This is a genomic window from Microcoleus sp. FACHB-831, assembly GCF_014695585.1.
In the GTDB taxonomy this organism is placed as follows: Bacteria; Cyanobacteriota; Cyanobacteriia; order Cyanobacteriales; family FACHB-T130; genus FACHB-831.
On sequence record NZ_JACJON010000068.1, the window covers coordinates 129,266 to 153,868 of the forward strand.

A 24,603-nucleotide genomic window follows, 5' to 3' on the forward strand; every position below is an offset into this window, starting at 1 on the left:
CATTATCTTGCACTTAAGGGGTTGGGGGGTTAAGTATTACTTGCCTATGACCACTATTAATTGCATACCTTCTACACTCTCAGAGATATAAATAAGCACTGGGACTGCCGTTGCAGCGCTTCGTGGTAGGAGGAAATTTCTCTATGCATCGCCATTTTTTTCGCATCAGCTTGGTAACAGCGACTCTGTTTTTGTCTGTAACTTCGACCTTACAACTACCTCGAACAGGTTTAAATTCTGGTGGAATGGCGATCGCGCAAACTATTTTTGACCAAATAGCTGAGGCACAGCGGCTGTTCCGAGTAGGTGAAGAGCAGTATAATCAACGTCAGTATAGAGAAGCGTTAGAGACGTTTCAGCAGGTCTTAGTCATTGTCAGAGCGCTCGGCAATCGTCAAGACGAAGGCACAACTCTCCATGCCATTGGGCAAGTTTACCGCAGGCTGGAACAGTATCCCCAAGCTTTGGAATTCTACGAACAAGCCTTAGTCATTCACAAACAAGTGGGCGATAAAGCGCAAGAAGGGACAGCTCTGAGCAACATTGGGGGAGTTTACAACAGGCTGGGACAGTATTCCCAAGCTTTGAAGCTGTACAAACAAGCCTTAGCCATTACCAAACAAGTGGGCGATAAAGCGCAAGAAGGGACAACTCTGAACAACATTGGGGGAGTTTACGAGAGTCTGGGACAGTATTCCCAAGCTTTGAAGCTGTACAAACAAGCCTTAGCCATTCACAAACAAATGGGCAAGAAGGCACAAGAAGGGACAATCCTCAACAATATTGGGTTAGTTTACTCCAACCTAGGACAGTATCCCCAAGCGTTGAAGTTCTTGGAGCAAGCCTTAGCCATTAGCAAACAAGTGGGCAATAAAGCGGGGGATAGCACAACTCTGGCCAATATTGGGAATATTTACTCCGAGCTAGGACAGTATCCCCAAGCCTTGAAGTTCCTCTCGCAAGCCCTAGTCATTACCAAGAAAATGGGTAATAAAGCGGAGGAAGGGCCAATTATCAACATAATTGGGAAAGTTTACTACAAACTAGGACAGTACCCCCAAGCCTTGAAGTTCTACGAACAAGCCTTAGCCATTTACAAACAAGTGGGTGATAAAGCGGGGGAAGGGATAACTCTGAGCAACATTGGGAATGTTTACTCCCAGTTGGGACAGTATCCCCAAGCCTTGAAGTTCTACGAGCATGCATTAGTCATTACCAAACAAGTGGGCAATAAGGCGGAGGAAGGGACAACTCTGAGCAACATTGGGGATGTTTACTCCGAGCTGGGACAGTATTCCCAAGCTTTGAAGTTCTTCTCGCAAGCCTTGGCCATTAAAAAACAAGTGGGCAATAAAGCTGGGGAAGGGACAACTCTGAGCAACATTGGGGGAGTTTACAGCAGGCTGGGACAGTATTCCCAAGCTTTGAAGTTCTTCGAGCATACATTAGTCATTACCAAACAAGTGGGCAATAAAGCGGGGGAAGGGTTAACTCTCCACAACCTGGGGCATGTTTACTACCATCTGGGACAGTATGACAATGCGGAAAAAAGGCTATTCGCTGCAATTTCAGTTCAGGAACCTCTACGAAGCGGACTGCGTGATGCTGATAAAATCTCATTCTTTGACACGCAAGCTAATACCTACAGGTTTCTGCAACAAAGTCTAGTTGCCCAGAATAAAACCAATGCTGCTCTAGAAATATCGGAACGGGGTAGAGCTAGAGCCTTTATAGAGCTATTGGCTTCACGCCTATCCACCAATAATTCCAACAATCAAATATCTATAAAACCACCGAATATCGGGCAAATCCAACAAATTGCCAAACTTCAAAACGCCACATTAGTTCAATATTCGATCATCTACGATTTTTTTAAAATCCAGGGTAAAGAGCAAGGACGCGAATCAGAATTGTTTATTTGGGTAGTTAAACCTACAGGTGAAGTTGCATTCCGTCGAGTTAATCTTAAACCCCTCTGGCAAAAACAAAATACTTCTCTTAAAAACTTAGCTCCCAACTCTCCATCTGTTGCACCAGTTGTACCTAATTTGCCAGAAATTGCCCAATCTGCTCCTGTTGTTGGGCAAGAAGTTATTATACCTAATCGCAATTTTTACGCGATCGCTCTCATCTTCCTTTCCCTGGGTTGTCTAATCGCGATCGCTATTTGCTACAAGCGATCGCGTTTATCTACTAAACATCGCTGGTTATTTCCTTCCCTTTTACTTGTCTGTGCAACTACCAGCACTGGTGGTTTATTTTTCTTGATGACGCGAACAACTGCGATCGCGCAAAGCCCCAATTCTAGGGATGGCTCGTTGTTTGCACAATTAGTTGACGACACTAGGGAATCTATCGAGACGAGCGATCGCGGTTTGGGATTTGTCTTTAAAGGACAGAAGGCTAAAGGTAGCGATCGCTTAAAACAACTGCATGAAATTCTAATTCAACCCATTGACGACTTACTCCCCAAAGATCCTAACGCTCATGTCATCTTTATCCCTCAATCATCTTTATTCCTGGTTCCCTTTCCAGCATTACAAGATAAAACAGGCAAATACCTGATTGAAAAACACACTATCCTTACTGCACCGTCGATTCAAGTGTTGCAGTTAACCCGCCAGCAAAAACAAAGGGTGGGAAAAATTCATAAATCGCCTTTACAAGGGAAAGAGGCGCTGATAGTGGGTAATCCTACTATGCCTAAAGTTGCTCCTGTTATTGGACAACCGGAGCAACAGTTACCCAGCTTACCCGGTGCTGAAGCAGAAGCAAGAGCGATCGCGTCAATGCTAAAAACTCAAGCTATTACTGGTTCAGTAGCTACTAAGCCAGCAATTTTAGAGAAGATGAATAAGGCGCGGATTATCCATCTGGCGACACATGGGTTATTCGACGATATCCGGGGATTAGATAGCGCGATCGCTCTTGCTCCTTCCGGTCGTGATAATGGCTTGCTGACGGCTGAACAGATATTAGATTTGAATTTAAATGCAGAATTAGTTGTATTGAGCGCTTGCGATACTGGTAGGGGAAAAATTACTGGTGATGGCGTGGTGGGACTATCTCGTTCTTTAATTTCAGCAGGCGTACCTAGTGTAGTTGTATCGCTGTGGTCGGTACCGGATGCACCTACGGCGGATTTGATGAGTGAGTTTTATCGCAATTTTCAACAAAATTCTGATAAGGCGGCTGCGTTGCGAGGTGCAATGCTGACGACGATGAAGCAACATCCCAATCCTAGAGATTGGGCGGCTTTTACTTTGATTGGCGAGAGCCACTGAGCGCTTAAGGTTCCCCTTCCTACCAGAAAATCGGCTAAACCTAAAAGCCCCTCTCCTCCAAGGAGAGGGGTTGGGGTGAGGTTAACCCCCCTTCGGGAGATATACGCAAGTTTTAAAAAAAAATTTCCCGCGCTCGCCCCAATTTTTGCATACCCCCCTCATCCTCCAGAGATATGTATTGACAGGTCAAGCAAAACTCTAAGCAACCAAAGGGCTATTTACCATGCGGACGCCTCCTCTCAAAACCTATATCCCCATCGCTTTATCCAGCATTTTGGCTTTAGGCGGTGTTTCTAGCTGTGCGAACAATACCCAGATCGTTGCTGATAAATCGGCTGAAGCCGCCCCAGCTGCGCCGTCTGCGAAAGTCGCAGTTAAGCGCGTCTCTACAAAGGCTGTGGAACCAACCTCTAAAACCATCAGTTCCTACGAACGAGCGCTTGATATCGCCGCAGGTGCAACTCTTATCAGTAATTCTGCTGTCTCTCGGCAAGATTGGAATTTAGCTGTTAACCGCTGGCAAGAAGCAATCGGGTTATTAAAAACCGTTCCTGGTTGGAGTCGCGATCGCGCAAATGCCCAAAAGAAGCTGAGTCAATACCAGTCTTATCTAGCAGATGCTAAATTAAAAGCCGCTCCACCGCCTGCAAAAGTTTGCTCCGGTGACACAAATCCTCAGTTTTTCTCCGTTCCCATCAAAGGACGAGTAGGCGGAACCCCCGTTGTTGAAGTCAATTTCAACGACCAACAAAAATTTGAAATGATTTTTGATACGGGTGCTTCCCACACTTTGATCACCCGTTCGATAGCAGCTACATTAGGCTTGCCACCTGTAGGCAGCGCTAAAATTAGGATTGCTAATGGGTCAGTCGTGGTATTACCCATTGCTCTTGTTAAGTCCAATGAAATTGATGGCCGAGTTAAGAGAGATATACCCGTAGCTGTAGCACCACCAGCCATGCAAATTGGATTGCTGGGACAAGATTTCTACAAAGGGTATGATGTCATCATCAAAGAAAATATCATCGAATTTCACCGCCAGAATTCGGCTGCTAACAAGAAAGCAGTAAAGCCAAAACCCTGCTTGGTTGACACAACTCCACAGTTTTTCTCTGCTCCCATCAAAACCCGAAAAATGGGCATTCCTGTAGTTGAAGTAACTTTCAACGATAAACAGAAATTTCCCATGATCTTTGATACTGGGGCTACTAAAACTTTGATTACTCAGCCTATGGCAGCTAAATTAAAATTGCAGCGTTTGGGGACAACTGAAGCGACGATCGCTGATGGTTCGGTCGCTAAATTTGATGTTGCTCTTGTTAAGTCGAACAAAATTGCTAACCGCATAAAAAGAGATGTGTTAGTGTCCGTTGCACCTGCGGGAATGGATGTTGGATTGCTGGGGCAAGATTTCTATGAAGGCTACAACATCACGATTAAAGAAAACGTCATCGAGTTTCGCCGCCAGTAATGCGTCAAATCAGGGCAATTTCTTGCATCGTAATCGTTAAAAAGGCATTTTCTTTGATCGCGGGCGCTCGCCTACTTCTTTCGCTCGCGATCGCCCCACTTTTTTGTTGATAAATTCAGGGACGATATATGCTAACACAAGAAAATATCTTGGAGATAACAAAATTTGCCGCTATCAAAGCGATCGCGCTGTTAATTAATCGCTCGTTTGAACCTCTAGGTATTATTGCAAAAACCAATCTCCAAGGTAGTTGCTTGCACCTTCTACTAGAATCTTCTCAAGTGCCAAATCAGCAAGCTACCGTTAACTTCATCCGTAAGAGGATGCTCCAATTAGAAATTGGATTTATCCAAAGTGTCAAAATTTACGCAAGACAGCCAGGTAAAGACATCGCCGTTTGGACACAAGAATTTGATATAATTATTCCTATTTCTAATAATTTATTACTCAGCCCTTGCAACATTCTAAATAAAGGGGAGGCAGAAGCCAGCTGTAAATTATTACCAACAAATTCTACATTTAATGAAGTAGAATAATGTTGAATTGGTTTAGTATATGCCCCAAATTAAACGGCGTCACTTTTTGCAATTTGCTGGTTCTGCCATAGCAACTTGGGGGATGAGTTCTTGCGATCGCTCCTCGCAAACTCGCAGAATACCCGCTGGTTCTCGCGGTATTTCCCCTCGCAAATTAGCGCTGCTTGTGGGCATCAACGATTATCCAAAAACCAGCCAACTTCCGCCGTTGTATGGGTGTCTTACCGATGTCGAATTACAGCGAAATCTGCTAATCTACCGCTTTGGTTTTAATCCAGGGGATATCCTAACTTTAACTGACTCCCAAGCCTCGCGACAAGGCATTTTACAAGCATTTGAAGAACACCTGATAAACCAAGCAAAGCCAGAAGATGTCGTAGTATTTCACTTTTCTGGACATGGTTCTCAAGTAGCCGATCCAGACAAAGATCATCCTGATGGCCTCAATAGTACCTTAGTTCCTTTTGATAGTTCGCGCCCATCAAAGCAAACTCAGGGTGGCATTGTGCAAGATATCATGGGACATACCCTGTTTTTGCTCATGTCAGCTATTAACACAGAAAACCTCACAGTTATTCTGGATTGTTGCCATTCTGGAGGTGGAAAACGGGGGAATTTATTGGTGCGTTCGGTAAGGGGAGGCTCTCAATTTCAACCTAGCCCTGAAGAAATAGCTTATCAGCAAAAATGGCTATCTAGGTTGAATTTAACGCCTGCTGAGTTTATTCAGCAACGACGTGCGGGAATAGCCAAGGGAATAGTAATTACTGCAACAAATCGCGAGCAACGTGCAGCAGATTTTCCTTTTAATGGCTTTTCGGCTGGCGCTTTTACTTATCTAATGACGCAGTATTTATGGCAGCAACCAGGTAACGAATCTATCGTGCGAGCAATGCCAAATATTGCCCGGAGTACGACGAGAGTCTCTTTTACTGCCCAAATACCAGAGTTTGAAGTTAAACCAAATAGCAATAACGAAAAGCAATCTATATACTGGGTTAAGCAACCGAATCCTCCAGCCGAGGCGGTAATTACAAAAATAGCAGGAAACTCAGTAGAGTTATGGTTGGGTGGCGTTGATTCTGCAAGTTTGGCAGCTTTTGATAAAGAAGCGATTTTTGCACTTGATTATTCTCCAAATCGCCCTAGCGCACAGGTGCAACTAGAATCGCGAGAAGGATTAATAGGTAAAGGAAAATTACTATATTCTACTCAAATCGCCGCGCTACAACCAGGAGCGCTATGCACCGAGCAAGTGCGCGGAATTCCCAATAATCTTAACTTAAAAATTGGCCTCGATCGGTCGCTAGGTAAGGACGCCGAACAAGCCAAAACTGCTTTAACAGCGCTCAAGCGAATCGAAGTTTTACCGCTACAGCAGGGAGAATTGCATTACATCTTCGGTCGCAATGCTGAGGGAAGTTTGGGTTTTTTTTCTCCTGGGCTTGAAACGATCGCTGGTTCGTTTGGTGCAGCTAAAGAAACTGTAACTGATGCTATTAAGCGGTTGCAGTCAAAATTGAGGTTATTGCTAGCAGCTAGAATTGTTAAAATGACTCTTAATACTGGTTCGTCGCAGTTGAATGTTACAGCTTCTCTAAGTCGAAGCGGCCAAGAAAATGATTTAATTGCTGCGGTTTTACCAACCAGAGGTTCAAATCAAGAATCGGCAAAGGTTAAAAGTGTTAAGTTTACTTCTGTTAGTTCGCCCAATTCCCAAAAGTTACCGCTCAATACGCCAGTTCAGTTGCAAATTGCGAACAACGAAACGCGGGATTTATATATTAGCGTTGTGGTAATCGATCCTTCTGGAGAAATGACGATTATCTTTCCATATCAATGGACATCAGCAGAGGAAGCGGCGCGGGTAGGCGCAGGACAGACGGTAATTATTCCCAATTCTAGTGAAGCGAGTTTTGAGTTGAGGACGCAAGAACCCAAGGGGGTGACAGAAGTTTTGATTATTGCCAGCGCCACGCCGCAACGAAAGGCGCTGAAGACTTTGCAGGCGCTTGCTTTGCGGGGGAGTCAGGAGATCGGGCCAGTGGCGCTAAATGACCCGATTGAGGTAATGGATAGTTTGCTCGATGACTTGGCAGATGGCGATCGCTCTCTTATCTCAGATGGCGATCGCCGTAGCGGTAGCAGTGCGGCAAAACCTGTTAATAAGCGCCGCACCGTGCGGCGTGTAGATACGACTCAGATGGCGGCGATGTCGATGACTTTTGAGGTAATTTGAGGGGAATTGCCGATAATATGTCTGCCGCACCAAATAAGGCCAAAATTTTTGCAGAAGTCAAGTTACCTGAGACATATTAGTAATTGGGCGATCGATCTGACGAATTGCTCAATTAATCAAGAAGAAAGCAAGATGAAACGATTTTTAAGAGTGCTAATTTCAGTCACCGGGCTTGTTTCCATTGTGGGAGTAGCGCATGTGCCCTCTAGCGCGATCGCTCAGAATGGCGTTTGCTACATGGTCGGGCCAGGGGGCAAAACTATAGATTTAGGCAGTATGTGCAGCGGCGACGCTGCTACCAACAAACGAGTGTTTCAAGCCAAAATTAAACGTCGGGCGGGCGGTACTCCTGTAATTGATGTTACGTTTAATGGCGGTCGCACTTTCGAGATGATTGTAGACACAGGCGCTAGCGGCACCGTAATTACCCGCAGGATGGCATCAGCTTTGCAAGTAGTTCCGGTAAGGACTATTAAAGCAGATACGGCGAGTGCGGTGGGAGTAGAATTTCCCGTAGGCTACGTGCAATCGATTGGCGTGAATGGTGTCGTAGCCAACAAAGTGCTGGTGGCGATCGCTGGCCCAGAGCAAGACATTGGACTGTTGGGGCATGACTTTTTTGGCAATTACGATGTCACGATTAAACGCGATGTCGTACAGTTTGAACTGCGCTGATGCTGTTGGGTAGGAGTAGTTTAGAAGTGCGCTTTTCCTACCCCTACGCAACTGCATATTGTATTGGTATTGCATACCTGCTCAACTGCTAGAGATATTAAATCTTAAGGCATTGCACCAATTGGTCTTGGAAATGATGCGCTCGCCATTGTATCTAAGACTAAGCCAAGCCAAGGCGTTTGTTTCAACCAAAACTTAGTTTTATTAGCTCGTTGCAATAAAAAGCAGAGTATGTCAAAGAAAAAACAATCAAGTGGTTGCCGTAAAATGCTGCGGCGCACATTTTTATTCTTAATAGGTATAGCGCTTGCTAACTTTTTAGCCGAGTACTTCTCAATTGCACAAAACCGCAGCAATTTTTTCACTCTCGTCCGTCAATTATGGGAAAAAGCGATCGCGCGTTGGCAAGCATCCCAAGATGGCGTAGCTCAAAACCCTTTACCGCAAGGTAGCGTCACCCCAGCGCCTTTACCCAGTGCTAGCATTACTCCAGAGCCTTTACCCACCGCGCCTCTACCCAGTGCTACCGTTACTCCACAGCCTTTACCCACCGCGCCTCTACCGCAGGCTAGCGTCACGCCGAAGCCTAAGCCTTCTGCTACACCCAAAGTGGCGATCGCTCCCCGAAAAAAAGGTAAACCCGTACAAGTTAGCCAAAAAACTGTTAATGGAGTTGCTTTTTATCAAACCACAATTGATCTAGCTGACCCTGAAACTTTCATCACCATCGGGTTAGCAAATAACTCAGCTTTTGCCAATACTCAAACTATGAGTAACGGCGATGAACCTTTTGCCAAGTTTGTTGCTCGTAATCCCGCCGCTGTAGTAGCCAACGGCACTTTTTTTGGCAAAGATGACAAGAAAGCGGTTCTAGGTAACATTGTTGCTGGTGGCAAATTTCTCAAATACAGCCGTTGGGAAAACTATGGCACTACTTTGGGTATATCTGCTGGAAATAAACTAGAAATGATTACAGCACGCGCAGAAGGTAAACCAGAATGGAATCAGCACTGGTTTTCTCTTACTTGCGGGCCGAGACTGCTCAAACAGGGAAAAATCTGGCTTTCACCATTATCAGAAGGATTTAAAGATTCCCACGTTCTCAATGCAGGATATCGCACTGCTATTGGATTTCCTGCTAATAGACAACAGTTATATTTAATTACTTTTCTTGCTAGTCTCACTTTGCAACAAGAAGCCCAAATTATGAAGGATATCGGCTGTATTGAGGCGATGAATTTGGATGGGGGTGCTTCTGTTGGTTTAGCTCATAATGGAAGAATTTTGCTTCCACCCGGACGCAACCTCACAAATGTAATTGTGGTTTACGATACTAACTATCCAGCTCCAGCAGATTTGAAAAAGTCTTGGCAAAGTTTTCAAGATGGCGATCGCCCCCAATATCCTGGATAAATTTGGTTTGTCGCCAACTTCCAATATTATTGCGCGACGGTTTAATTGGTTGAAAAGAATCCTGTTAAAAATAGTGTTTTAGGAAGATGTCAAGTCTCCTTTAGATTTGTTGTAAGCTGCCTTTTGTTCGGGGGTTGACTCGCTCAGACACTCTGCATGAATGCGCTCTAAATTCTCGATATACTCTTGGTTTTTGCTTAAAATTGGGTTGTTGCGAGTCGAAGCAATTAAAGCTAATTGTGCCCGCAGCGGTAGTTTGCGAAATGCGTCGAGGCGTTTTTCAGAAGACATCAAAAATTACCTTTAGTACTTATGTTTTTGCCAGATATCAACGTAAGGAAGACGGATGCATCTCCCTTACAAAAATTCTACAACCGCATTTAAGATCGCGGCTCCATTAACCCCCAGCGATCTAAAAGAAACGCATACTCAAATGCAACCTCTTTAAGTTTTTCATAGCGTCCCGATGCGCCTCCATGTCCTGCACCCATGTTGGTTTTGAGCAGTAAAATGTTGTCGTCTGTTTTCAGTTCGCGCAGTTTAGCTGTCCACTTTGCTGGTTCCCAATATTTAACACGCGGATCGTTTAAGCCAGCAGTTACCAATAGATTTGGATAATCTTTCGCCTCGACGTTATCGTATGGGGAGTATGACTTCATGTAGTCATAATAGATTTTGTCGTTGGGATTTCCCCACTCTTCCCACTCTAAAACCGTAAGCGGTATTGAGGTGTCTAATATGGTAGTTACTACGTCTACGAAGGGTACGTGAGCGATAGCTGCTTTGAAGAGATCGGGACGCATATTGATTACTGCGCCAATCAATAATCCACCTGCACTTCCTCCAGAAATAGCTAAGCGATCGCTTGATGTCCATTTCTGGTTTATCAAATGTTCAGCGCAGGCGATGAAGTCGGTAAAAGTGTTTTTCTTATTCAAGAATTTGCCATCTTCATACCATTTACGCCCCATTTCTCCACCGCCGCGAATATGAGCGATCGCAATTACTACTCCCCGATCGAGTAGCGATAGTCTGTTGGGAGAGAAGTAAGGAGGATAGTTAACACCGTATGAACCATAACCAGTTAGCAAAAGTGGGTTAGAGCCATTTTTTTCTATCCCGTTTTTATAAACTATAGAAATCGGAATTTCCACGCCATCGGCGGCGGTAGCCATAATGCGATCGCTTGTGTATTGGGTTCTATCGTAGCCGCCTTTGACTTCAGTTTCTTTTTTTAACTCGCGCTTTTTTGTTTCCATGTCGTAATCAAAAACTGATTCGGGAGTCACAAAAGACGTATAGTTAAATCGCAAATTTGTAGTGTTAAATTCTGGATTCTTTCCTGGGGAAACGCTGTAGGTTGGTTCGGGAAATGTTATGCGATGTTCATCATTGGTAGAGAGTTTGCGAACCCGCACCATCGGTAGTCCCGCTTCTCTTTCATAAATTACCAAATGATCTAAGAAAGCGCTGACACTCGAAATCATTACATCCTCTCGATGGGGAATTACAGGCTGCCAATTCTCCTTGGAGGGCGATTCAACCGGAGTTTTCATCAATTTAAAATTGATAGCTTCATCGTTGGTAACTATGTAGAAATCGCTACCGTGATGCTCAACTTCGTATTCCAGCCCCTTAGTGCGTGAGTGGATTACCTGAAAAGAACCAGTGGGATTGTTAGCATCTAAATAGTGGACTTCCGATGTTACTTTGCTACCCAAGCTCATCAAGATGTAAGCTTCGCTCCTCGTTTTGCTCACACCCAGAAAATAGGCTTCATCTTGTTCGTGATGGATGAGTACGTCGCTTTCCGAGTCAGTTCCTAGAGCGTGACGAAATAGTTGAAAAGGGCGGTTGAGCGAGTCAACTTTAGTATAAAAAACTGTTTTACTATCGTTTCCCCAAGCTAGCGAGTAGTATGTGTCGGCTATACTTTCTGAATACAATTTACGACTGTTAAGATCGAGGAAGAAAAGGGTATATTGCTCAGAACCGTTGGTATCGACTGCATAAGCTAAAATTTGATTATTTGGGCTTATTTGAAATACGCCCAAACGGAAATATTCCTGGCCTTGAGCGAGTTCATTTTCATTTAGCAGTACTTCTTCTGCGGCGTCGATGCTACCTTTTTTACGGCAATGTATTGAGTAAGCTTTTCCCTCTTCCGTGCGCGAATAGTAGTAGAAGTCACCCTTACGGTAAGGTACTGAAAGGTCAGTTTCTTGGATGCGCGACAGCATCTCTTCATAGAGGGTTGTTTGCTCTAGCGCTGTATGCTGCATCATCGCTTGTGTATGGGCATTTTCTGCTTCCAAGTAGGCGATGACTTTAGGGTTGCTGCGATCGCGCATCCAAAAGTAGTTGTCAATCCGCAAATCTCCATGACATATAAATTCATGCGGATATTTCTCTACTATCGGTGGAGACATTTTTGCCGCATATTGATTATTTTGATTCATCCTAAATTGCTCCTCATACAAAGTGCCGTAAAAAACACTTACAGTCTATTGTGGTAAAATTATGATGTCACATATTTCATTGTTATAGCAATACGAACCGTTTGTTTAGATAGCGGTGACGGTAAAAGTTTCAGGGTTGCTGTGGATGAAAGTCCAAGTTGTCAATTAATTGTTGTTAGTCTTAACAAAAACATCTTCCCAAAGTTGAAACTTACTTCGAGGCGAGCGATGACTAATTTAGCTATGGAAAGGATGCGATTGCAGTCCCACGCTCAAATCAAACGCCTTATTAACTACCACGAGCAACGTTATCGCCTGCTGTCAAAAACGATTGATAAACAGGCCACCTGTAAATACAACGCTAGCTCGGCTTTTCTCCTTTGTGCAGTAAATCCCAGTGGCCCCTGCGAGGAATGCAGCCATTACCAAGCTTAAGGGGTTAAGAGTCAGTTGAATGCACTCTCTCATTAGGATTACTTCGGGAGTAATAGTCCTAAAAATTGCTTGAATTCTCTCATACCTCTGGGTGATTAAAGTTAAAGATTAACTTGACAATATTGCTTATAGATGATTTTCCCCTCGGTGAGCGAGGGCAAATGTCGCTAATACAAAGGTTAAAGATGATTTCTTCTTTGGTGGTTATTTTAATTGTCACTTTTTTAGTCGCGCTAGGTAGTTTCTTAATCAAGCCGCGAGATATTCGTTGGAGCATACATCTTCGCAGACCCAAGTGGCTAGTATTTGAGCCAGCAATTCCGCTGATTTGGACGATAGCTTTTACTTGCGGAGCAGTATCGGCTGCTATCATTTGGGAAAAAGACCCAGGTAGTTTAAAAACTTGGTTGCTGATGGGATGGTATCTAATTTTAGAAATTGTTACGGTAGCCTACATCCCGGCAACTTTAAGACTAAAGAGCCTTAAAGTCGGTACGCTTTTAGGGGGAATTGGTGTGGTTTTAGGTGTAATACTAACGCTGTTTGTCTGGCCGATTTCGGGGACGGCGGCGCTGCTATTACTGCCTTATGCGATCTGGAGTCCGGTAGGAACAGTTACTACCAAGGAAATGATTGACCTTAATCCTGATGCAGCATAATTCAAGTGAGGGAGCGATCGCTAGATTCGCTCCTTATATATTATATTTTCCTACAAACAAATAATTATCAACTTGCCCTCTTGTGGATGCGGCTAAGTAACCACTGACCTAAAACTTACCCAAAAGCAGGATGCTAAGACGTTTGCTAGTCAGGCAAGCTAAAAGCAGGAGACTCTTCAACTCTCAAGGGACAAGCATCGTGAACAAGATACTCTACCGACTGACTATAGCTAGCGTGATGGTTTCAGCAGGTTGCTTGCAAACTGGACAGGCACTTGCTTCGACTCGTGGCGAACGTACTTTTATAACTCCTGCACAAGCGCACCAATTCTCCCGTGACTTAATTCGCTCCGACTCGCAAGACTTTTTTAACCAAGGACGAGAAAGGCTGGAAAGAGAAATTCAAATTTTGAACCAGCAGCGTTTTTCTTCTTCAACTCCTCTTCTTAAAGTAGATGAAAACCTGAAAGGCGAAAACATATCACCAGTTACCAGTCCTAGTTTCTTAGCAGTTCCCAAACAGCGGAATTTCTAATACACCAGCGGTGTTTTGTAAAATTCAAAAAGTACACGCCGTCTGGCGATTTACCGGGCAACTTTTGTTATCGATTGGATTTGCTTGCAGACCGATAAAAACTAAATTGGGCATAAATTTCAATGAACTGATATTGGATATTTGATTGCTGTCGAGGGTGACAAAAATCAAATTTGTCAATTTTTTTAGCGGGCTGATGTCGGAAATTTTATTTCTGCCCAGTCCAAGTTTAGTTAGTTTGGGTAACGATTTCAGCGGGGTGATATCAGAGATTTTGTTGTCGTCGAGGATGAGCAGAGTTATCCCCTTCAGCGATTTCAGCGGAATGATATCGGAGATTTGATTGCTGCTGAGAGAAAGAACAGTTAGGTTAGTTAAAAATTGCAGGGAACTAATGTTAGCAATTTTATTACCGCTGAGTTCAAGGTTAGTTAGATTAGTCAGAGATTGCAGCGGCTTAATATCAGAAATTTGATTTGCAGCGAGGTTTAGTTCACTCAGGTTGGTGAGAGATTTTAGCGGGCTGATGTCGGAAATTTCATTAGCGCCGAGGTCTAGTTTAGTAAGGTTAGTAAAATATTTTAGCGGTCTGATGTCAGAAATTCGCTTGCCACTGAAGCCGTGAGAATCTAGGTTTATCAGCGATTTTACGCGACCGGGACGGCCAATCGTATTGCCATTGAGGTAAAGTGTTGTAAGGTTTGAAAGCTGGACGTTTGCTTGATTGCAATCATTAGTGCCCGCCTGTACTAACAGCAGGTCAACAGTATATTTAGCATCGGGAGAAAGTTTTGCTTTGTGCAAACACCAATCCGTAAAACTCTTGAAGTTGTTTGTCTGAACGGAACCTGTACAACCGTATCCTCCAAGAGCGATCGCTACCATACATCCGGCGATCGCTCTTTTATAAGTTTTTGCACAAGCAAAGTAATTTCTGTCTAAAACTTTTCGTAACATTTAAGAATTTGTTCTACTTGTTGCCTACTACTTTAGTGATTGAGAGATGCTGGGGGCTGTTCCTTAATCGTAAAAAATTATACCCGACGGCTGTCAGCCATCGGGTATAAACATTACTCCCTCGCGATCGCATAGATTGTTATTTCCCCCCTCGTTCCCTGTCTGGCAAGGGGAATGCAGGGTAGCTAGGGAAGAGCGACGCTTTAACCCAAAGGTATTGTTACAAGCTGCTTAACTCAACATGACACCTAATGGTTGCGTAATTTATTTAATTTTAGATTTACGCAATTCACCCCACAATTTATTAAATTTGTTGCGTGCAGCGCCAAACAAAGCAATCTAACCATTTAACTTTTGTTCTGATTTGATTGTAAAAGGAGCCATCACCTTTTTAAGCTCATTGGTGTCTACAATCAACCTGTTAAAATAATCGTTGCCATTGCGTTCGTTAAATTTAGCTGCCAAGTGCTGAACCTTTTTAAACAAAGCCATTCTTAACTTATCAACTTCATAGGTGCCGCTTTGTTGATATTCAGAAAATGACTTGGGCAGGATCAGCGAAACGCGATTTTTGCCATTCTCTTGCAACTCTGTCATTAGGAAATTGGCAGCAAGGTAGAAGCAGAAGCTATCGTAAACGTTCGCTGTCTCCAATGCCCAGATTAAGTGCTTTTCAAACAATTCCACCGCCTTAACAAGATTATTGGTAAGCACTAAAAATTTCAAGTGTTCGGCGATTGTTTCCAAAAAATCTCGGTTTGAGGAAATCAACCGATATCCACGTACATGATAATGCATCGCCTCTTCTATTCGGCCTAAACGCAGCAAAGGCACCAGAATTTTGCCAAAACTCAAATGAGGGATTTCCGAACAAGTTTGTTTGCCACTTAAAATGGGGTAAGCACAAGCGATCGCCCGCTCGTACTCCCCCATATAAATTAGGAAATTAACTTGTTCGTGCAGTTCGCAAGCTGGACAATCGCTCGAACAGTCGCGCGGCGTTTGTTCCCACTTTTGCTGATAGGCGGATGCAGTTTTTTTATCGCCCATCACCATTGCTGCTAGACACTGAAGCTTATACACAGAGCGCATGCTCAGACTCGCCCGCTGGTATCGCCGCGCCATATCCTCAAACGTGTCATCAATTTGTTGCTTGGAAATTTGAGGAAATTTTGGCAGCTTTTCACCCACCCATTTATATTGCCAAAGCAGTCGCTCTGAGGAAAATTTTTCTGGGTGGCGATCTGACTGCGCCAAGCACCAGGAAAAAGTAACTAATTCTTTCTCTGGGTAGCCGGAGAAGGTAGCAGCATCGAGCAGCTTGTCTCGCGTCCAAAATCCCAAATCTAGATCGTTATGAATGTCCGCAATCTTAACTGCTTCTTCTAGCAAGCTGACCTTTGTAGTACCATAATCTAGAGCGTCAGCTTGCTCGACTAGCGCGAAAACTCGATCTTCATAATTATGGTTCATAGTTTTCTCCTAATTGCGCGTTCACGCCCCATTCAATTAAACCAAGCAAACCGGAATTCAGCAAACCCATTTCTTGAGCATTTAGGGGTTGGTGTCCCAGCAGCAACGCTTGAACGTATAACATTTGTAGCGATAACTGTAGCAAATTTTTATCTTCCAGATTGACCAACTTCTGAATTAGCGGGTTGTGAAAATTAAAGCATAATTGAGCGTAAGGTTGCTGAGGAGTAGTTGCTAAATTATCCAGAACAGATGACCAAACTGAATTGGAAACTGATTTGGACTGCAAGAGCGATCGCTGAAATTCTGCATCTGCATTAGTGCTATAAAGTGCTGGTAGCTCTTGGGGCCAAAATTTCTTAATTTCCACCTCGCATCGGAACGGCTGCAACACCATATCTGCAAATTTGATCAAATTGAAAACACGTTCGCGCTCTTTCCAGTTTAAGTCTTCAAAACTTTGAGCAAGATCCGACGCATCCACCCGTTCCACTTGAATTTCTGGAAACAGGTAAGGCAGTTTTTCTAACAAATCGGTGTCGTAAGCATAGCCACCGTTAATTACACACATTGATTGCGATGCAGCAACTCCAGCAATTTGCCGGAATTGGTCGCGAGTAGGGACATATCGAATTATCAAGTTTGCAGAACGATACTCACCCAGCGTCATCCTACCGAGAGAAGTTTCAAACGGCAACCAGTCGATGAACAACTTATAAAATTCGTCATCATGAACAGCCAGCGCCTTGATAGCAAGGTAATGCAAATTAATCAATTGTTGCAGGCGTTCCTCGTCTTGTTGGGCAAGTTCAATTAAGTATTGCCGCAAGCACTGGCCCAGCATTTCCCGTGCAGCCATAAGCATGGCATCTTCATAGAAAAACTCCCGCGATGCGGTTGGTCTGAGGTCATTGGCGTTAATAACGCACTTAACAAAAAATGCCCAATCTGGCAAAACATCTTTAGCATTTTCGCATAGCAACATATGCTTTAAATAAACGCGATGCGTGTTTTTTGTGGCAAGACTGGGAGAATACGGCAGCACGAATGCGACTCCTTCCACAGCGCCAATTGTAGAATGCAAGGGAATGGCGTCAAAAAAATCGATATCAAAGATTTGCCTTCCGTAAGCTAGCAGTGCAGCACGTTGGTCCCGGCGGCTATAAAAAATTTGCTGCCAAGGTGGTCTTTGTTCGTTAATTACCTTAGTTTTGTTGCCTTGCGTAACAGTGATGGGATAAGTAAGCAAGCTGCCAAAATGAGAAGCTAGTTCGCAGATGCGTTCTGTTTTGAAGTAGTCTTCGCAGCCGTTTTTGTTGCGTAAGTAAACGCGCGTTCCTGGCGATAGATCCTTTTCAAGGGTGCGGATTGAGTAAGTGCCGTCGGGACGACCGCGCCACTCGATTGTCGCCGCGTCATTTTTTATAGAACGGGTTAACACCACAATTTCATCGCTGACGACAAAGCAGGAAAGCAAACCAATTCCAAATTGACCGATATAATCGTTGCGTCGATCTGCCAGTTCTTCCCGTTTGGAAGATTGACCGATAGTAGCTAAAAATTGATGAATTTCTGCTTCAGTTAGACCGATGCCATTATCTTCAAAAACTAATGTTGCTTCGTTGCGTTCTGGTGAAGAGATGACTTCAAGGCTGATTCTTCCTTGATGGTCGGGTTCTAGCTGAGTTCTGGCTGTAATGGCATCGACAGCGTTTTGCAGCAATTCTCGCAGGAACACCTGCGGCCCACTGTAGAGGTGATTGGAGAGCAGGTCAATAAGGCCCCGCAGATTGATTTGAAAGTTATAGTCCATTTCGTTTCCCCATTTACTAAATAGGACACAACTTGAATAAAGAGATTTTCCGATTGGGTTGCGCCAAATAAGCAAAAACTCCCTTCAGCAGGAATTAGTTAGATAAATTAGCGCAAATTTTCATCACGATGGTAGAGGAGGGCGCACAGGACTGCAAGAAGGGAAGAGCGCAAACGCGCATCTCCACTAGCGATCGCTCTCTACATCATCACGGGCGGTCGGCGCAGGTTGGGAACTCAATGACTAGCCGCGATCGCCGGGGGCAGTATTCAAACTCTCCCCTCTATCCCAATCTAATACACCCCACACAAATCTCAAGCCTGGGATGCCTTTTTTTCTTAAAGCAGACAGGTACAATCGTTATGCATTGGCACAGGTGGCGATTTAAGAATGTTCAAGGGAGTTTCTCGCTATGCTCTTTGTATCCGATCCGCCCATATCCGTCAAAATCAGCAAAATGAAGGAACGGGTGCGGTGGCAAGATCGGCTGATTGTCGAGCGCGGGATAGATCAAACCCGGATGGTTTTAGATGATGGCTCACAAGACAATCCAGAATTCTCATTTTTGGTCGTGGGTGATAGTGGAGCGGGTTCTTATCGGGGGTACAACCCCCAACGACAAATAGCAGAACAAATGCTTTCCCAGCGCGACACCAGCCGTTTCGTCTTGCACACGGGCGACGTGATTTATCTGGTTGGATCGAGCGAATATTACCTGAAAAACTTCATCTCGCCCTACCGCGAGATGATAGTAGGTGGCGAACGACCAGAACGCATTGCCTACGATAAGATGGTCTTCAACCTGCCATTCCTGCCCGTGCCAGGGAACCACGATTACTACGATCTGCCGTTTTTCTTCGGTCTGATGGCACAGAGCGCCTTGCCTCTGCGCCGCCTGCTGCAATCGAAATTGGATATAGATGTGGGCTGGCACGGTTCCTATCAAGGCAAAGCGTATGCAAAAGCATTTCTTGACTACCTCAAGGGTATAAATTCCTTTGAGCAGTTGGGGCATCATCTAGACCGTCATTACACTGCTCAAACTGACACTGGTCGCTGCCTGCGTTACCAACCCGGACGCTTCACCCGCTTACCCAACCGATATTACACGTTTCGCAGCGGCGGGATCGACTTCTTTGCCGTTGACTCGAATACTTTTAACGAACCAGCGCCCCTCCCGCACACAAAAGAGGGGGATGCTTACCGCAGAGAGCTAGAAAAGCGCCGGGATCGGTTAGAGCAGAAAAAAATGGAGATCCTCGAAGCTTCCGCCACCAAAAACGGCGAAAAGTTTGAGGAAAACGAACGCCTGGAAGATCTGCGTACCAAGGTGACGCAGATTGATGAGATGAAGATGGACATCGACAAACAACTGGCAGCCGATGCAACAACTGTTACTGACTACGAACAACTCAATTGGCTCAAGGAAAGGCTGATCGAATCTTGGAATAATTCTGCGGTGCGCGGACGTGTGGTTTATTTCCACCATCCCCCCTACGTCACCGAGGCTACGAAGTGGCAACAGGCGCAAACTTTGGCGATTCGTCGCCGCCTCCGTCTGCTACTGGATGAGGTGGCTGGCGTGGTTGGTCGTCAGGCAGAGGGGCGTCCGTTAGTGGATCTGATTTTAAACGGTCACGCTCACTGTCTAGAATATTTGCGTACTGGGGACACTGGTCATGCCGACTCTAACCTGAACTGGATCGTTTGCGGGGGCAGCGGTTTCAGCCTCCGCCGCCAGCGGAAGGAGGGGCCGGAATTGACGGAGGCTATATGGGACGAGCAAGGCGCTGGCGATCGCAAGGTGGCGCGATCGCTGCTTTTTGTCGGTCGCAACGGTCAAGGGCCGCAAAAGCGCCGCCCCTATTCCTTTTTGCGGATCGATGTCAAAGACGGTAATCCTGCTAAGTTTATCGTCCGCCCGTTTATTAGCGAACGAATTGGGCGACAGTGGAGTGAGATCGCCCTTGAACCGTTTGCCATTTGAAGAAGGATTAAGCCACAGGCGAGACATCCCCCTTGAAAAGCAGGGTTTTTCTAGTTCCTCCTTAAAAAGGAGGAACTAGACCTGGGTTTCTTCATGCAACAGCTTTTTTCCAGTAAGAGTAAGTCTCGCTACCTATGCTTTTGCTTTCTTCCGAGTAGATTTGCTCTAAACATTTATAAAGAGCCAGAGCGTATTTTCCTAATCCCAGAAGCTTCAAACTCGTTAAGATTCTGGTCAGTCGGAGGTAATTGTGATTTCTTAGATTAATCCAGTTAGTTTTTCTTTCTGGATATTCGTCAGATTTAGTTATTTCGATATCAGCGCTACCAGCTTCGTTGCATTGCAGCCCGTAAAAACCCAGCATGAGTTTGAGCGATTTTAATAATCGCATTTTCAGTTGTTCGTTTGTGTTGAAAGCTTGAATTATTTGCTCGTTCAGTACTGGCGCATTTCTGTTAAAGCCGCTTTTTTGTTTTAGGGGAAATAACCACTGAATGTAGTCGTGCGTGTATTCAAGCCTGCGGTAATCCCATAGCCACATATCTTCTATCATTCGCCCTTCTGAATCGGAGCGATCGCCAAGATAAAACGCGACGATAACTTCATCAGATGTCATTTGATTCCTCCCAAAATCACTTCCTCACGGTTAATATACCCGACTTCTATAAGAAGTCGGGTATCTCGCCTTCAATTTCAGTAGTTATTTTTCATTTCTGTAGCGTCCCCACCTTGCAAAATCGCCGGGACTTCATTAGCCAATTTAGCATATGCCAAAGCCATATGGCTTTCTTCAATATTGGCTACTATCCAATTCCCATCCTCGATAATAAATGTCCAAATTGCTTCAACATTGTTGTATCCTTTTTCTCCTTGTACGATATTCCCCGTATTGCGCTCTGCCAAGTAGTCTTCCATATTAGCCGTAATGGATACAACGAGCCTAGAGCCATCAAATACCCCGCCGTTATTTCTATATCTTAAGAAGAGAGGTTTGATGTTGAGTATGCTTTTAACGCGGCAATGGTTAACAAGGCCATCTTTTTCCCATTGATCTAGATAAGCAAGTTGTTGATTTTGCCAATACCAATTGGTCATCCACCCGGCTGCTTCTTGCATATCTTCCTTACGCCATGCTGAATGAACTTTATGGAAGCACTCAGTTACGCGCTCTTTTACTTGCAGCCAGTCGAATTTATCGCTTACCTGGGAGAGTCGTTGAAGATCTTTGAAAGTACGCCGAGAAGCTAGTGATTCTTTGAGGTAAACGTAAATTAGATAAGGAATTAAAGGCAAACAAACGATTAGAACAATAGCAAGTAGGATTTTTCCAAAAACGCCTTTAAACAACCCGGAAAACATTTTCACTGCAATTTTTCCTCCGGGTGCAGCGAAAGCAACTTGCGGATGAATAAGGCCAAAGAATATAAAAGCGACCGCGCCTAAAATTAGGAAGCGATAGCGATAGAGTATAGAGCTACGTTTGCCTTTAGTTTGCTGGCTAGCAGATGCACGCGATCGCACGAATGAATTGAGCATAAGCCGTATTTTACGTCTCAACATGGCTTAATAAGAAAAACATTTTTTCTTTGTTGTAACCTGCACGAGCGAGCAGTGTCAACCGTATGTCAAGTTATATGGCTTAGACTATGACAACCACCAAGAATAAATCGTAATATCCCCTTTCTAAGGGTGGTAAATATGGGAGCATGGACATCATTGGAGGCTAGTTATTTTTATTTAATTTCGCACTGCAAGATCCCCGAATTCTTAGAGAAGTCGGGGATCTGAACCACTCACCAGTGTTGCGATTCGCGATGCATTTGAGCGACTTTAATTAATTTTCCTCCTCTACCCAACGCTTCATCTGCTAATTCTACAATCCAGCGATTTGGTAGAGCTTCGGGTTTAGCTGTTAACACATAAGCTAGAGCTTGTTCCTCTCGACCAGAACCCAATAAACGAGCGCATACTGTTAAAGCTACAGCAGCCGAACGGCTAATTCCAGCCTGACAATGAATGAGTAAATTTCCTTTACCTTTGGCAATGACAGAAGCGAAATCAATTACTTTCAGGATATGTTCTAGGGTGGGCAATACACCTTCAGGATCGTTAGAGGGGATATCAATATCATCGAACTCCAGCCTAAGCCTGTGGGGTATGCGGTTATAACCGGGCAAAGGAGGATCGCCAGGGCTACCAATGGAGATTAGATATTGAATTGAAGCGCCTGGAGTTTTAGAGAAGATGTATTCGCTGGCTTGTTCAAAAGAGGTAATCCAGAGTTTGGGTAAAGCAATACCTTGGGAGGATACAGTAGGTGTTTGTTTGGTAATTAAGTCAGTTTTTTCTAAGTGGCGATCGCCAACAGAAAAACTAAGTCTTTCTAAGGCAGCAGCAGCGCGATCGCGCACGTAATCGTCTCGATCGTTAAGGGCTTGTTTTAACCCTGCTGTGGCTTGGGCGCTGAGTCGTTCTAATGCTTCAACCGCTCTTCCGCGCACCAACAAGTCTCTATCGTCTAGCGCTCGCATAATTGCAGCGATCGCCCCCTCAGTTCCAATGTCGCCTAATACGGAAACAGCACTACCGCGAACATCAGAATTCGAGTGGTTCAATGCTTGCAAAAGTACATTCACCGCCCCCGGAGTGCTAACAGTTCCCAACGCATACACGGCATTGGCACAAACATATAATTGTTCGTCATTGAGGGCTTGTTGCAACCCCTCCAAAACCGAATCGCCGCCAATTTTTCCCAATGCAGTAGCGGCTTTTCCCCGCACGCGGGGTTCTGGATCTTCTCCTACAATTTGCAACAGTTTGGCAATGGCTTGAGAGCTACCTAATCTACCGAGAGCAGCAGCCGCCCGCCAGCGAATTTCGGAGTCCTTATCGTTGAGTGCTGATATCAACCCTGCGATCGCTGCATCGCCGCCAATTTGCCCTAATACCCAAGTTGCCCACATCCGCACGTGGGGCGCTTGATGCTCCAGTGCTGGTAGCAATTTGCTAACAACCGACGCAGTACCAATTTGCACCAGCGCCCAAGCACTCCAAGCGCGAACGGTGTCGTCTTGATGGTTCAGGAGATCTGTCAGAAGCCCGATCGGCAACGGCGATCGAGTCCTAGCCAAAAGCCGAATTTTCAGCGGTAAAGAAACTTTTAGTTTAGTTACTATAGAGAGTGCTTTTGCCCTAAATTCCGGTTTGACACTCCCCGCCAAAGTTGCCCCCTTTCTTAAATCTGCTTCTAGGGCTAAACGAACGACGCGCAGTGCTTGCGACTCTGATTCCACCCGCGCCAGCATGGGAGCGATCGCCTTTCTCCATTCCCAGCTATTTAGATACTCTCGTTTGAGCCTCTCATCTTCTAGATGAGGGAGCCGCTGAAGGAGCTTTTCGATGTCTTGCTGGTTTGCCATCAATACTTAATTATCTATCAAATTTGGTGTTAAAATTTTCGCTTCTTGTTCAGGCGTAGATTTCTAATTTTAGTCGGCGATATATAGCGATTATCACTCGTATTCATGTTTTTCAGTGGTAGAGGTACAAAGCTTTGCGCCCCTACTGATGTATCGCCCAAAATTGATAATCGCTATAACTCTATATCTCCTGATAATATCGTTTTTCTAACCTACATTATTCAACTGTGCTGTAAAAAGCGTACTTATATAGCCGTCCTAAATAATTGGTGAAGGCGAGATACCCTACTTCTTATAAAAATCGGGTATCTGCACATCTGATATCTCACAATCCTGCATAAAATTGTTATATCTCTGTCTTAGCTCAAGAATTTACAATAACTTGTATTCAGACATGAATTGAGACGTAACCTTGCGTAGATCTTCATCAAGACAAGCTAAGGCACTTGAGGCAATTTGTTCTGGCACGCCACCATAAAACGCCTGGGCAATACCTCCAGTAATGCAAGCGATAGTGTCGCTATCACCGCCAATTGATATAGCATTACGGATAGCATCCTCGAAATCTGTAGATTTCAAAAAAGCAATTATAGCCTGGGGTACCGAACCCTGGCAGGACACATCGAAGCGATATTTCGGTCTAATTTCTTCCAACGTTTGATTCAAATTATAGCCAAAATCTCTTTCAATGAAATCCTTTATAGAACTCTTAGTTTCGCCAGTACGAGCCAGAAAAATAGCAGTAGCAGTAGCCCCAGCGCCTTTAATACCTTCAGGATGATTGTGAGTAACTTCTGCGCTGCGTTTCGCTTCCTCTAACACAGAATTTATGTCATTGAAAGCAAATCCTATAGAACTGACTCGCATTGCTGAACCATTGCCCCAACTGTTGTAGGGTTCCCTGGTGTCAGAGTTCCCCCATTCCATAAAGTTACCCCCATAACCTTTATAGGGATAGCGACGGTAATAAGCTTTAATTACATCGGCATAGTCGCCACCATTAAGCACGACATCCGCAACTGCAACTGTGAGTACCGTGTCATCAGTAAAGCGGCATTTAGGGCTAAAAAGTGGAAATTCCTTAGTTTTGATGTTATTTGCCTCGTAAATTGATCCAATGATGTCACCCGCGATCGCTCCCAGCATAATAGTCTCCTTTGCAGTTGTGGCTGAGTACTTATAAATTACTTGCGGCAAATTTGTTAGTTACTTATTTTACTATGGTTAAAATTGCCTTTATTAATGCAC

19 protein-coding genes are annotated in these 24,603 nt (G+C 44.5%); 10 read left to right on the plus strand and 9 right to left on the minus strand.

The genetic code is table 11. From position 1 onward, the window contains the following. Nucleotides 1–143 precede the first annotated feature (143 nt). The 6 genes from H6F77_RS20990 to H6F77_RS21015 all read left to right on the plus strand — a co-directional run bounded on the left by H6F77_RS20990 (nt 144) and on the right by H6F77_RS21015 (nt 9,618). Nucleotides 144–3,284, plus strand: a complete 3,141-nt coding sequence (locus H6F77_RS20990) for a CHAT domain-containing tetratricopeptide repeat protein (protein ID WP_190490813.1) — start codon at nt 144–146, stop codon at nt 3,282–3,284. A 223-nt stretch (nt 3,285–3,507) separates the two neighbouring features. Continuing rightward, nucleotides 3,508–4,755: a retropepsin-like aspartic protease family protein gene (locus H6F77_RS20995; protein ID WP_190490814.1), complete on the plus strand. Its 1,248-nt coding sequence runs from the start codon at nt 3,508–3,510 to the stop codon at nt 4,753–4,755. Nucleotides 4,756–4,883: 128 nt separating this feature from the next. Then, on the plus strand, nt 4,884–5,291 hold the full coding sequence (locus tag H6F77_RS21000; protein WP_190490816.1) for a hypothetical protein: 408 nt from the start codon (nt 4,884–4,886) through the stop codon (nt 5,289–5,291). Nucleotides 5,292–5,310: 19 nt separating this feature from the next. Then, on the plus strand, nt 5,311–7,530 hold the full coding sequence (locus H6F77_RS21005) for a caspase family protein (RefSeq protein ID WP_190490818.1): 2,220 nt from the start codon (nt 5,311–5,313) through the stop codon (nt 7,528–7,530). A 132-nt stretch (nt 7,531–7,662) separates the two neighbouring features. Continuing rightward, nucleotides 7,663–8,205 carry a retropepsin-like aspartic protease family protein gene (locus H6F77_RS21010; RefSeq protein ID WP_190490821.1) on the plus strand — a complete coding sequence of 181 codons (543 nt, stop codon included), beginning with the start codon at nt 7,663–7,665 and terminating at the stop codon, nt 8,203–8,205. 231 nt (nt 8,206–8,436) lie between these two features. Next, the gene (locus tag H6F77_RS21015; RefSeq protein ID WP_190490823.1) at nt 8,437–9,618 is read left to right on the plus strand and encodes a phosphodiester glycosidase family protein; all 1,182 of its coding nucleotides are present in this window, start codon (nt 8,437–8,439) and stop codon (nt 9,616–9,618) included. A gap of 78 nt (nt 9,619–9,696) precedes the next feature. On the opposite strand, the gene H6F77_RS21020 is transcribed toward H6F77_RS21015, so the two are convergent. Together H6F77_RS21020 and H6F77_RS21025 are read right to left on the minus strand one after the other, a co-directional pair. Next, nucleotides 9,697–9,909 carry a hypothetical protein gene (locus H6F77_RS21020; RefSeq protein ID WP_190490826.1) on the minus strand — a complete coding sequence of 71 codons (213 nt, stop codon included), beginning with the start codon at nt 9,907–9,909 and terminating at the stop codon, nt 9,697–9,699. Nucleotides 9,910–9,998: 89 nt separating this feature from the next. After that, nucleotides 9,999–12,077, minus strand: a complete 2,079-nt coding sequence (locus H6F77_RS21025) for a S9 family peptidase (protein ID WP_190490828.1) — start codon at nt 12,075–12,077, stop codon at nt 9,999–10,001. Nucleotides 12,078–12,218: 141 nt separating this feature from the next. Here H6F77_RS21025 and H6F77_RS27605 point away from each other — a divergent pair, with 141 nt between their 5' ends. The 3 genes from H6F77_RS27605 (at nt 12,219) to H6F77_RS21035 (ending at nt 13,706) form a co-directional block, all read left to right on the plus strand. After that, nucleotides 12,219–12,512 (plus strand): DUF6464 family protein, encoded by a 294-nt coding sequence (locus H6F77_RS27605; protein ID WP_375335956.1) that lies wholly within the window; start codon nt 12,219–12,221, stop codon nt 12,510–12,512. A 185-nt stretch (nt 12,513–12,697) separates the two neighbouring features. Next, entirely contained in the window at nt 12,698–13,171 is a 474-nt protein-coding gene (locus H6F77_RS21030) for a TspO/MBR family protein (RefSeq protein WP_190490830.1), read from the plus strand. Between the two features lie 199 nt (nt 13,172–13,370). Then, the gene (locus H6F77_RS21035; RefSeq protein WP_190490832.1) at nt 13,371–13,706 is read left to right on the plus strand and encodes a hypothetical protein; all 336 of its coding nucleotides are present in this window, start codon (nt 13,371–13,373) and stop codon (nt 13,704–13,706) included. A gap of 24 nt (nt 13,707–13,730) precedes the next feature. Here H6F77_RS21035 and H6F77_RS21040 read toward each other — a convergent pair whose 3' ends face one another. The 3 genes from H6F77_RS21040 to H6F77_RS21050 all read right to left on the minus strand — a co-directional run bounded on the left by H6F77_RS21040 (nt 13,731) and on the right by H6F77_RS21050 (nt 17,949). Further along, complete coding sequence (locus H6F77_RS21040; RefSeq protein WP_242022376.1) at nt 13,731–14,663, minus strand: leucine-rich repeat domain-containing protein; 933 nt, start codon at nt 14,661–14,663, stop codon at nt 13,731–13,733. A 339-nt stretch (nt 14,664–15,002) separates the two neighbouring features. Next, nucleotides 15,003–16,136 carry a hypothetical protein gene (locus tag H6F77_RS21045; protein WP_190490833.1) on the minus strand — a complete coding sequence of 378 codons (1,134 nt, stop codon included), beginning with the start codon at nt 16,134–16,136 and terminating at the stop codon, nt 15,003–15,005. Next, the gene (locus tag H6F77_RS21050; RefSeq protein ID WP_190490835.1) at nt 16,126–17,949 is read right to left on the minus strand and encodes an HSP90 family protein; all 1,824 of its coding nucleotides are present in this window, start codon (nt 17,947–17,949) and stop codon (nt 16,126–16,128) included. Before H6F77_RS21050 ends, H6F77_RS21045 begins: the two co-directional genes overlap by 11 nt. Nucleotides 17,950–18,361: 412 nt before the next feature. On the opposite strand from H6F77_RS21050, the gene H6F77_RS21055 reads away from it, so the two are divergent. Then, nucleotides 18,362–19,936, plus strand: a complete 1,575-nt coding sequence (locus H6F77_RS21055) for a metallophosphoesterase family protein (RefSeq protein WP_190490837.1) — start codon at nt 18,362–18,364, stop codon at nt 19,934–19,936. Between the two features lie 91 nt (nt 19,937–20,027). Here the strand turns inward: H6F77_RS21055 and H6F77_RS21060 are convergent, their stop codons facing one another. From H6F77_RS21060 to H6F77_RS21075, 4 genes are all read right to left on the minus strand, one after another. Beyond that, nucleotides 20,028–20,552 carry an opioid growth factor receptor-related protein gene (locus tag H6F77_RS21060; RefSeq protein WP_190490839.1) on the minus strand — a complete coding sequence of 175 codons (525 nt, stop codon included), beginning with the start codon at nt 20,550–20,552 and terminating at the stop codon, nt 20,028–20,030. Between the two features lie 77 nt (nt 20,553–20,629). Further along, complete coding sequence (locus tag H6F77_RS21065; RefSeq protein ID WP_190490842.1) at nt 20,630–21,472, minus strand: TIM44-like domain-containing protein; 843 nt, start codon at nt 21,470–21,472, stop codon at nt 20,630–20,632. Nucleotides 21,473–21,729: 257 nt separating this feature from the next. Then, nucleotides 21,730–23,355, minus strand: a complete 1,626-nt coding sequence (locus tag H6F77_RS21070; protein ID WP_190490844.1) for a HEAT repeat domain-containing protein — start codon at nt 23,353–23,355, stop codon at nt 21,730–21,732. 372 nt (nt 23,356–23,727) lie between these two features. After that, a complete protein-coding gene (locus tag H6F77_RS21075) occupies nt 23,728–24,552 on the minus strand; it encodes an ADP-ribosylglycohydrolase family protein (protein ID WP_242022377.1) in 825 nt (274 codons plus the stop codon). Nucleotides 24,553–24,603 lie beyond the last annotated feature (51 nt).

Bases quoted from the DNA above. Each gene is read 5' to 3' on its own strand.
- H6F77_RS20990 (WP_190490813.1), top strand. From the start codon at position 144: ATGCATCGCCATTTTTTTCGCATCAGCTTGGTAACAGCGACTCTGTTT.
- H6F77_RS20995 (WP_190490814.1), top strand. From the start codon at position 3,508: ATGCGGACGCCTCCTCTCAAAACCTATATCCCCATCGCTTTATCCAGC.
- H6F77_RS21000 (WP_190490816.1), top strand. From the start codon at position 4,884: ATGCTAACACAAGAAAATATCTTGGAGATAACAAAATTTGCCGCTATC.
- H6F77_RS21005 (WP_190490818.1), top strand. From the start codon at position 5,311: ATGCCCCAAATTAAACGGCGTCACTTTTTGCAATTTGCTGGTTCTGCC.
- H6F77_RS21010 (WP_190490821.1), top strand. From the start codon at position 7,663: ATGAAACGATTTTTAAGAGTGCTAATTTCAGTCACCGGGCTTGTTTCC.
- H6F77_RS21015 (WP_190490823.1), top strand. From the start codon at position 8,437: ATGTCAAAGAAAAAACAATCAAGTGGTTGCCGTAAAATGCTGCGGCGC.
- H6F77_RS21020 (WP_190490826.1), bottom strand. From the start codon at position 9,909: ATGTCTTCTGAAAAACGCCTCGACGCATTTCGCAAACTACCGCTGCGG.
- H6F77_RS21025 (WP_190490828.1), bottom strand. From the start codon at position 12,077: ATGAATCAAAATAATCAATATGCGGCAAAAATGTCTCCACCGATAGTA.
- H6F77_RS21030 (WP_190490830.1), top strand. From the start codon at position 12,698: ATGATTTCTTCTTTGGTGGTTATTTTAATTGTCACTTTTTTAGTCGCG.
- H6F77_RS21040 (WP_242022376.1), bottom strand. From the start codon at position 14,663: ATGTTACGAAAAGTTTTAGACAGAAATTACTTTGCTTGTGCAAAAACT.
- H6F77_RS21045 (WP_190490833.1), bottom strand. From the start codon at position 16,136: ATGAACCATAATTATGAAGATCGAGTTTTCGCGCTAGTCGAGCAAGCT.
- H6F77_RS21050 (WP_190490835.1), bottom strand. From the start codon at position 17,949: ATGGACTATAACTTTCAAATCAATCTGCGGGGCCTTATTGACCTGCTC.
- H6F77_RS21055 (WP_190490837.1), top strand. From the start codon at position 18,362: ATGCTCTTTGTATCCGATCCGCCCATATCCGTCAAAATCAGCAAAATG.
- H6F77_RS21060 (WP_190490839.1), bottom strand. From the start codon at position 20,552: ATGACATCTGATGAAGTTATCGTCGCGTTTTATCTTGGCGATCGCTCC.
- H6F77_RS21065 (WP_190490842.1), bottom strand. From the start codon at position 21,472: ATGCTCAATTCATTCGTGCGATCGCGTGCATCTGCTAGCCAGCAAACT.
- H6F77_RS21070 (WP_190490844.1), bottom strand. From the start codon at position 23,355: ATGGCAAACCAGCAAGACATCGAAAAGCTCCTTCAGCGGCTCCCTCAT.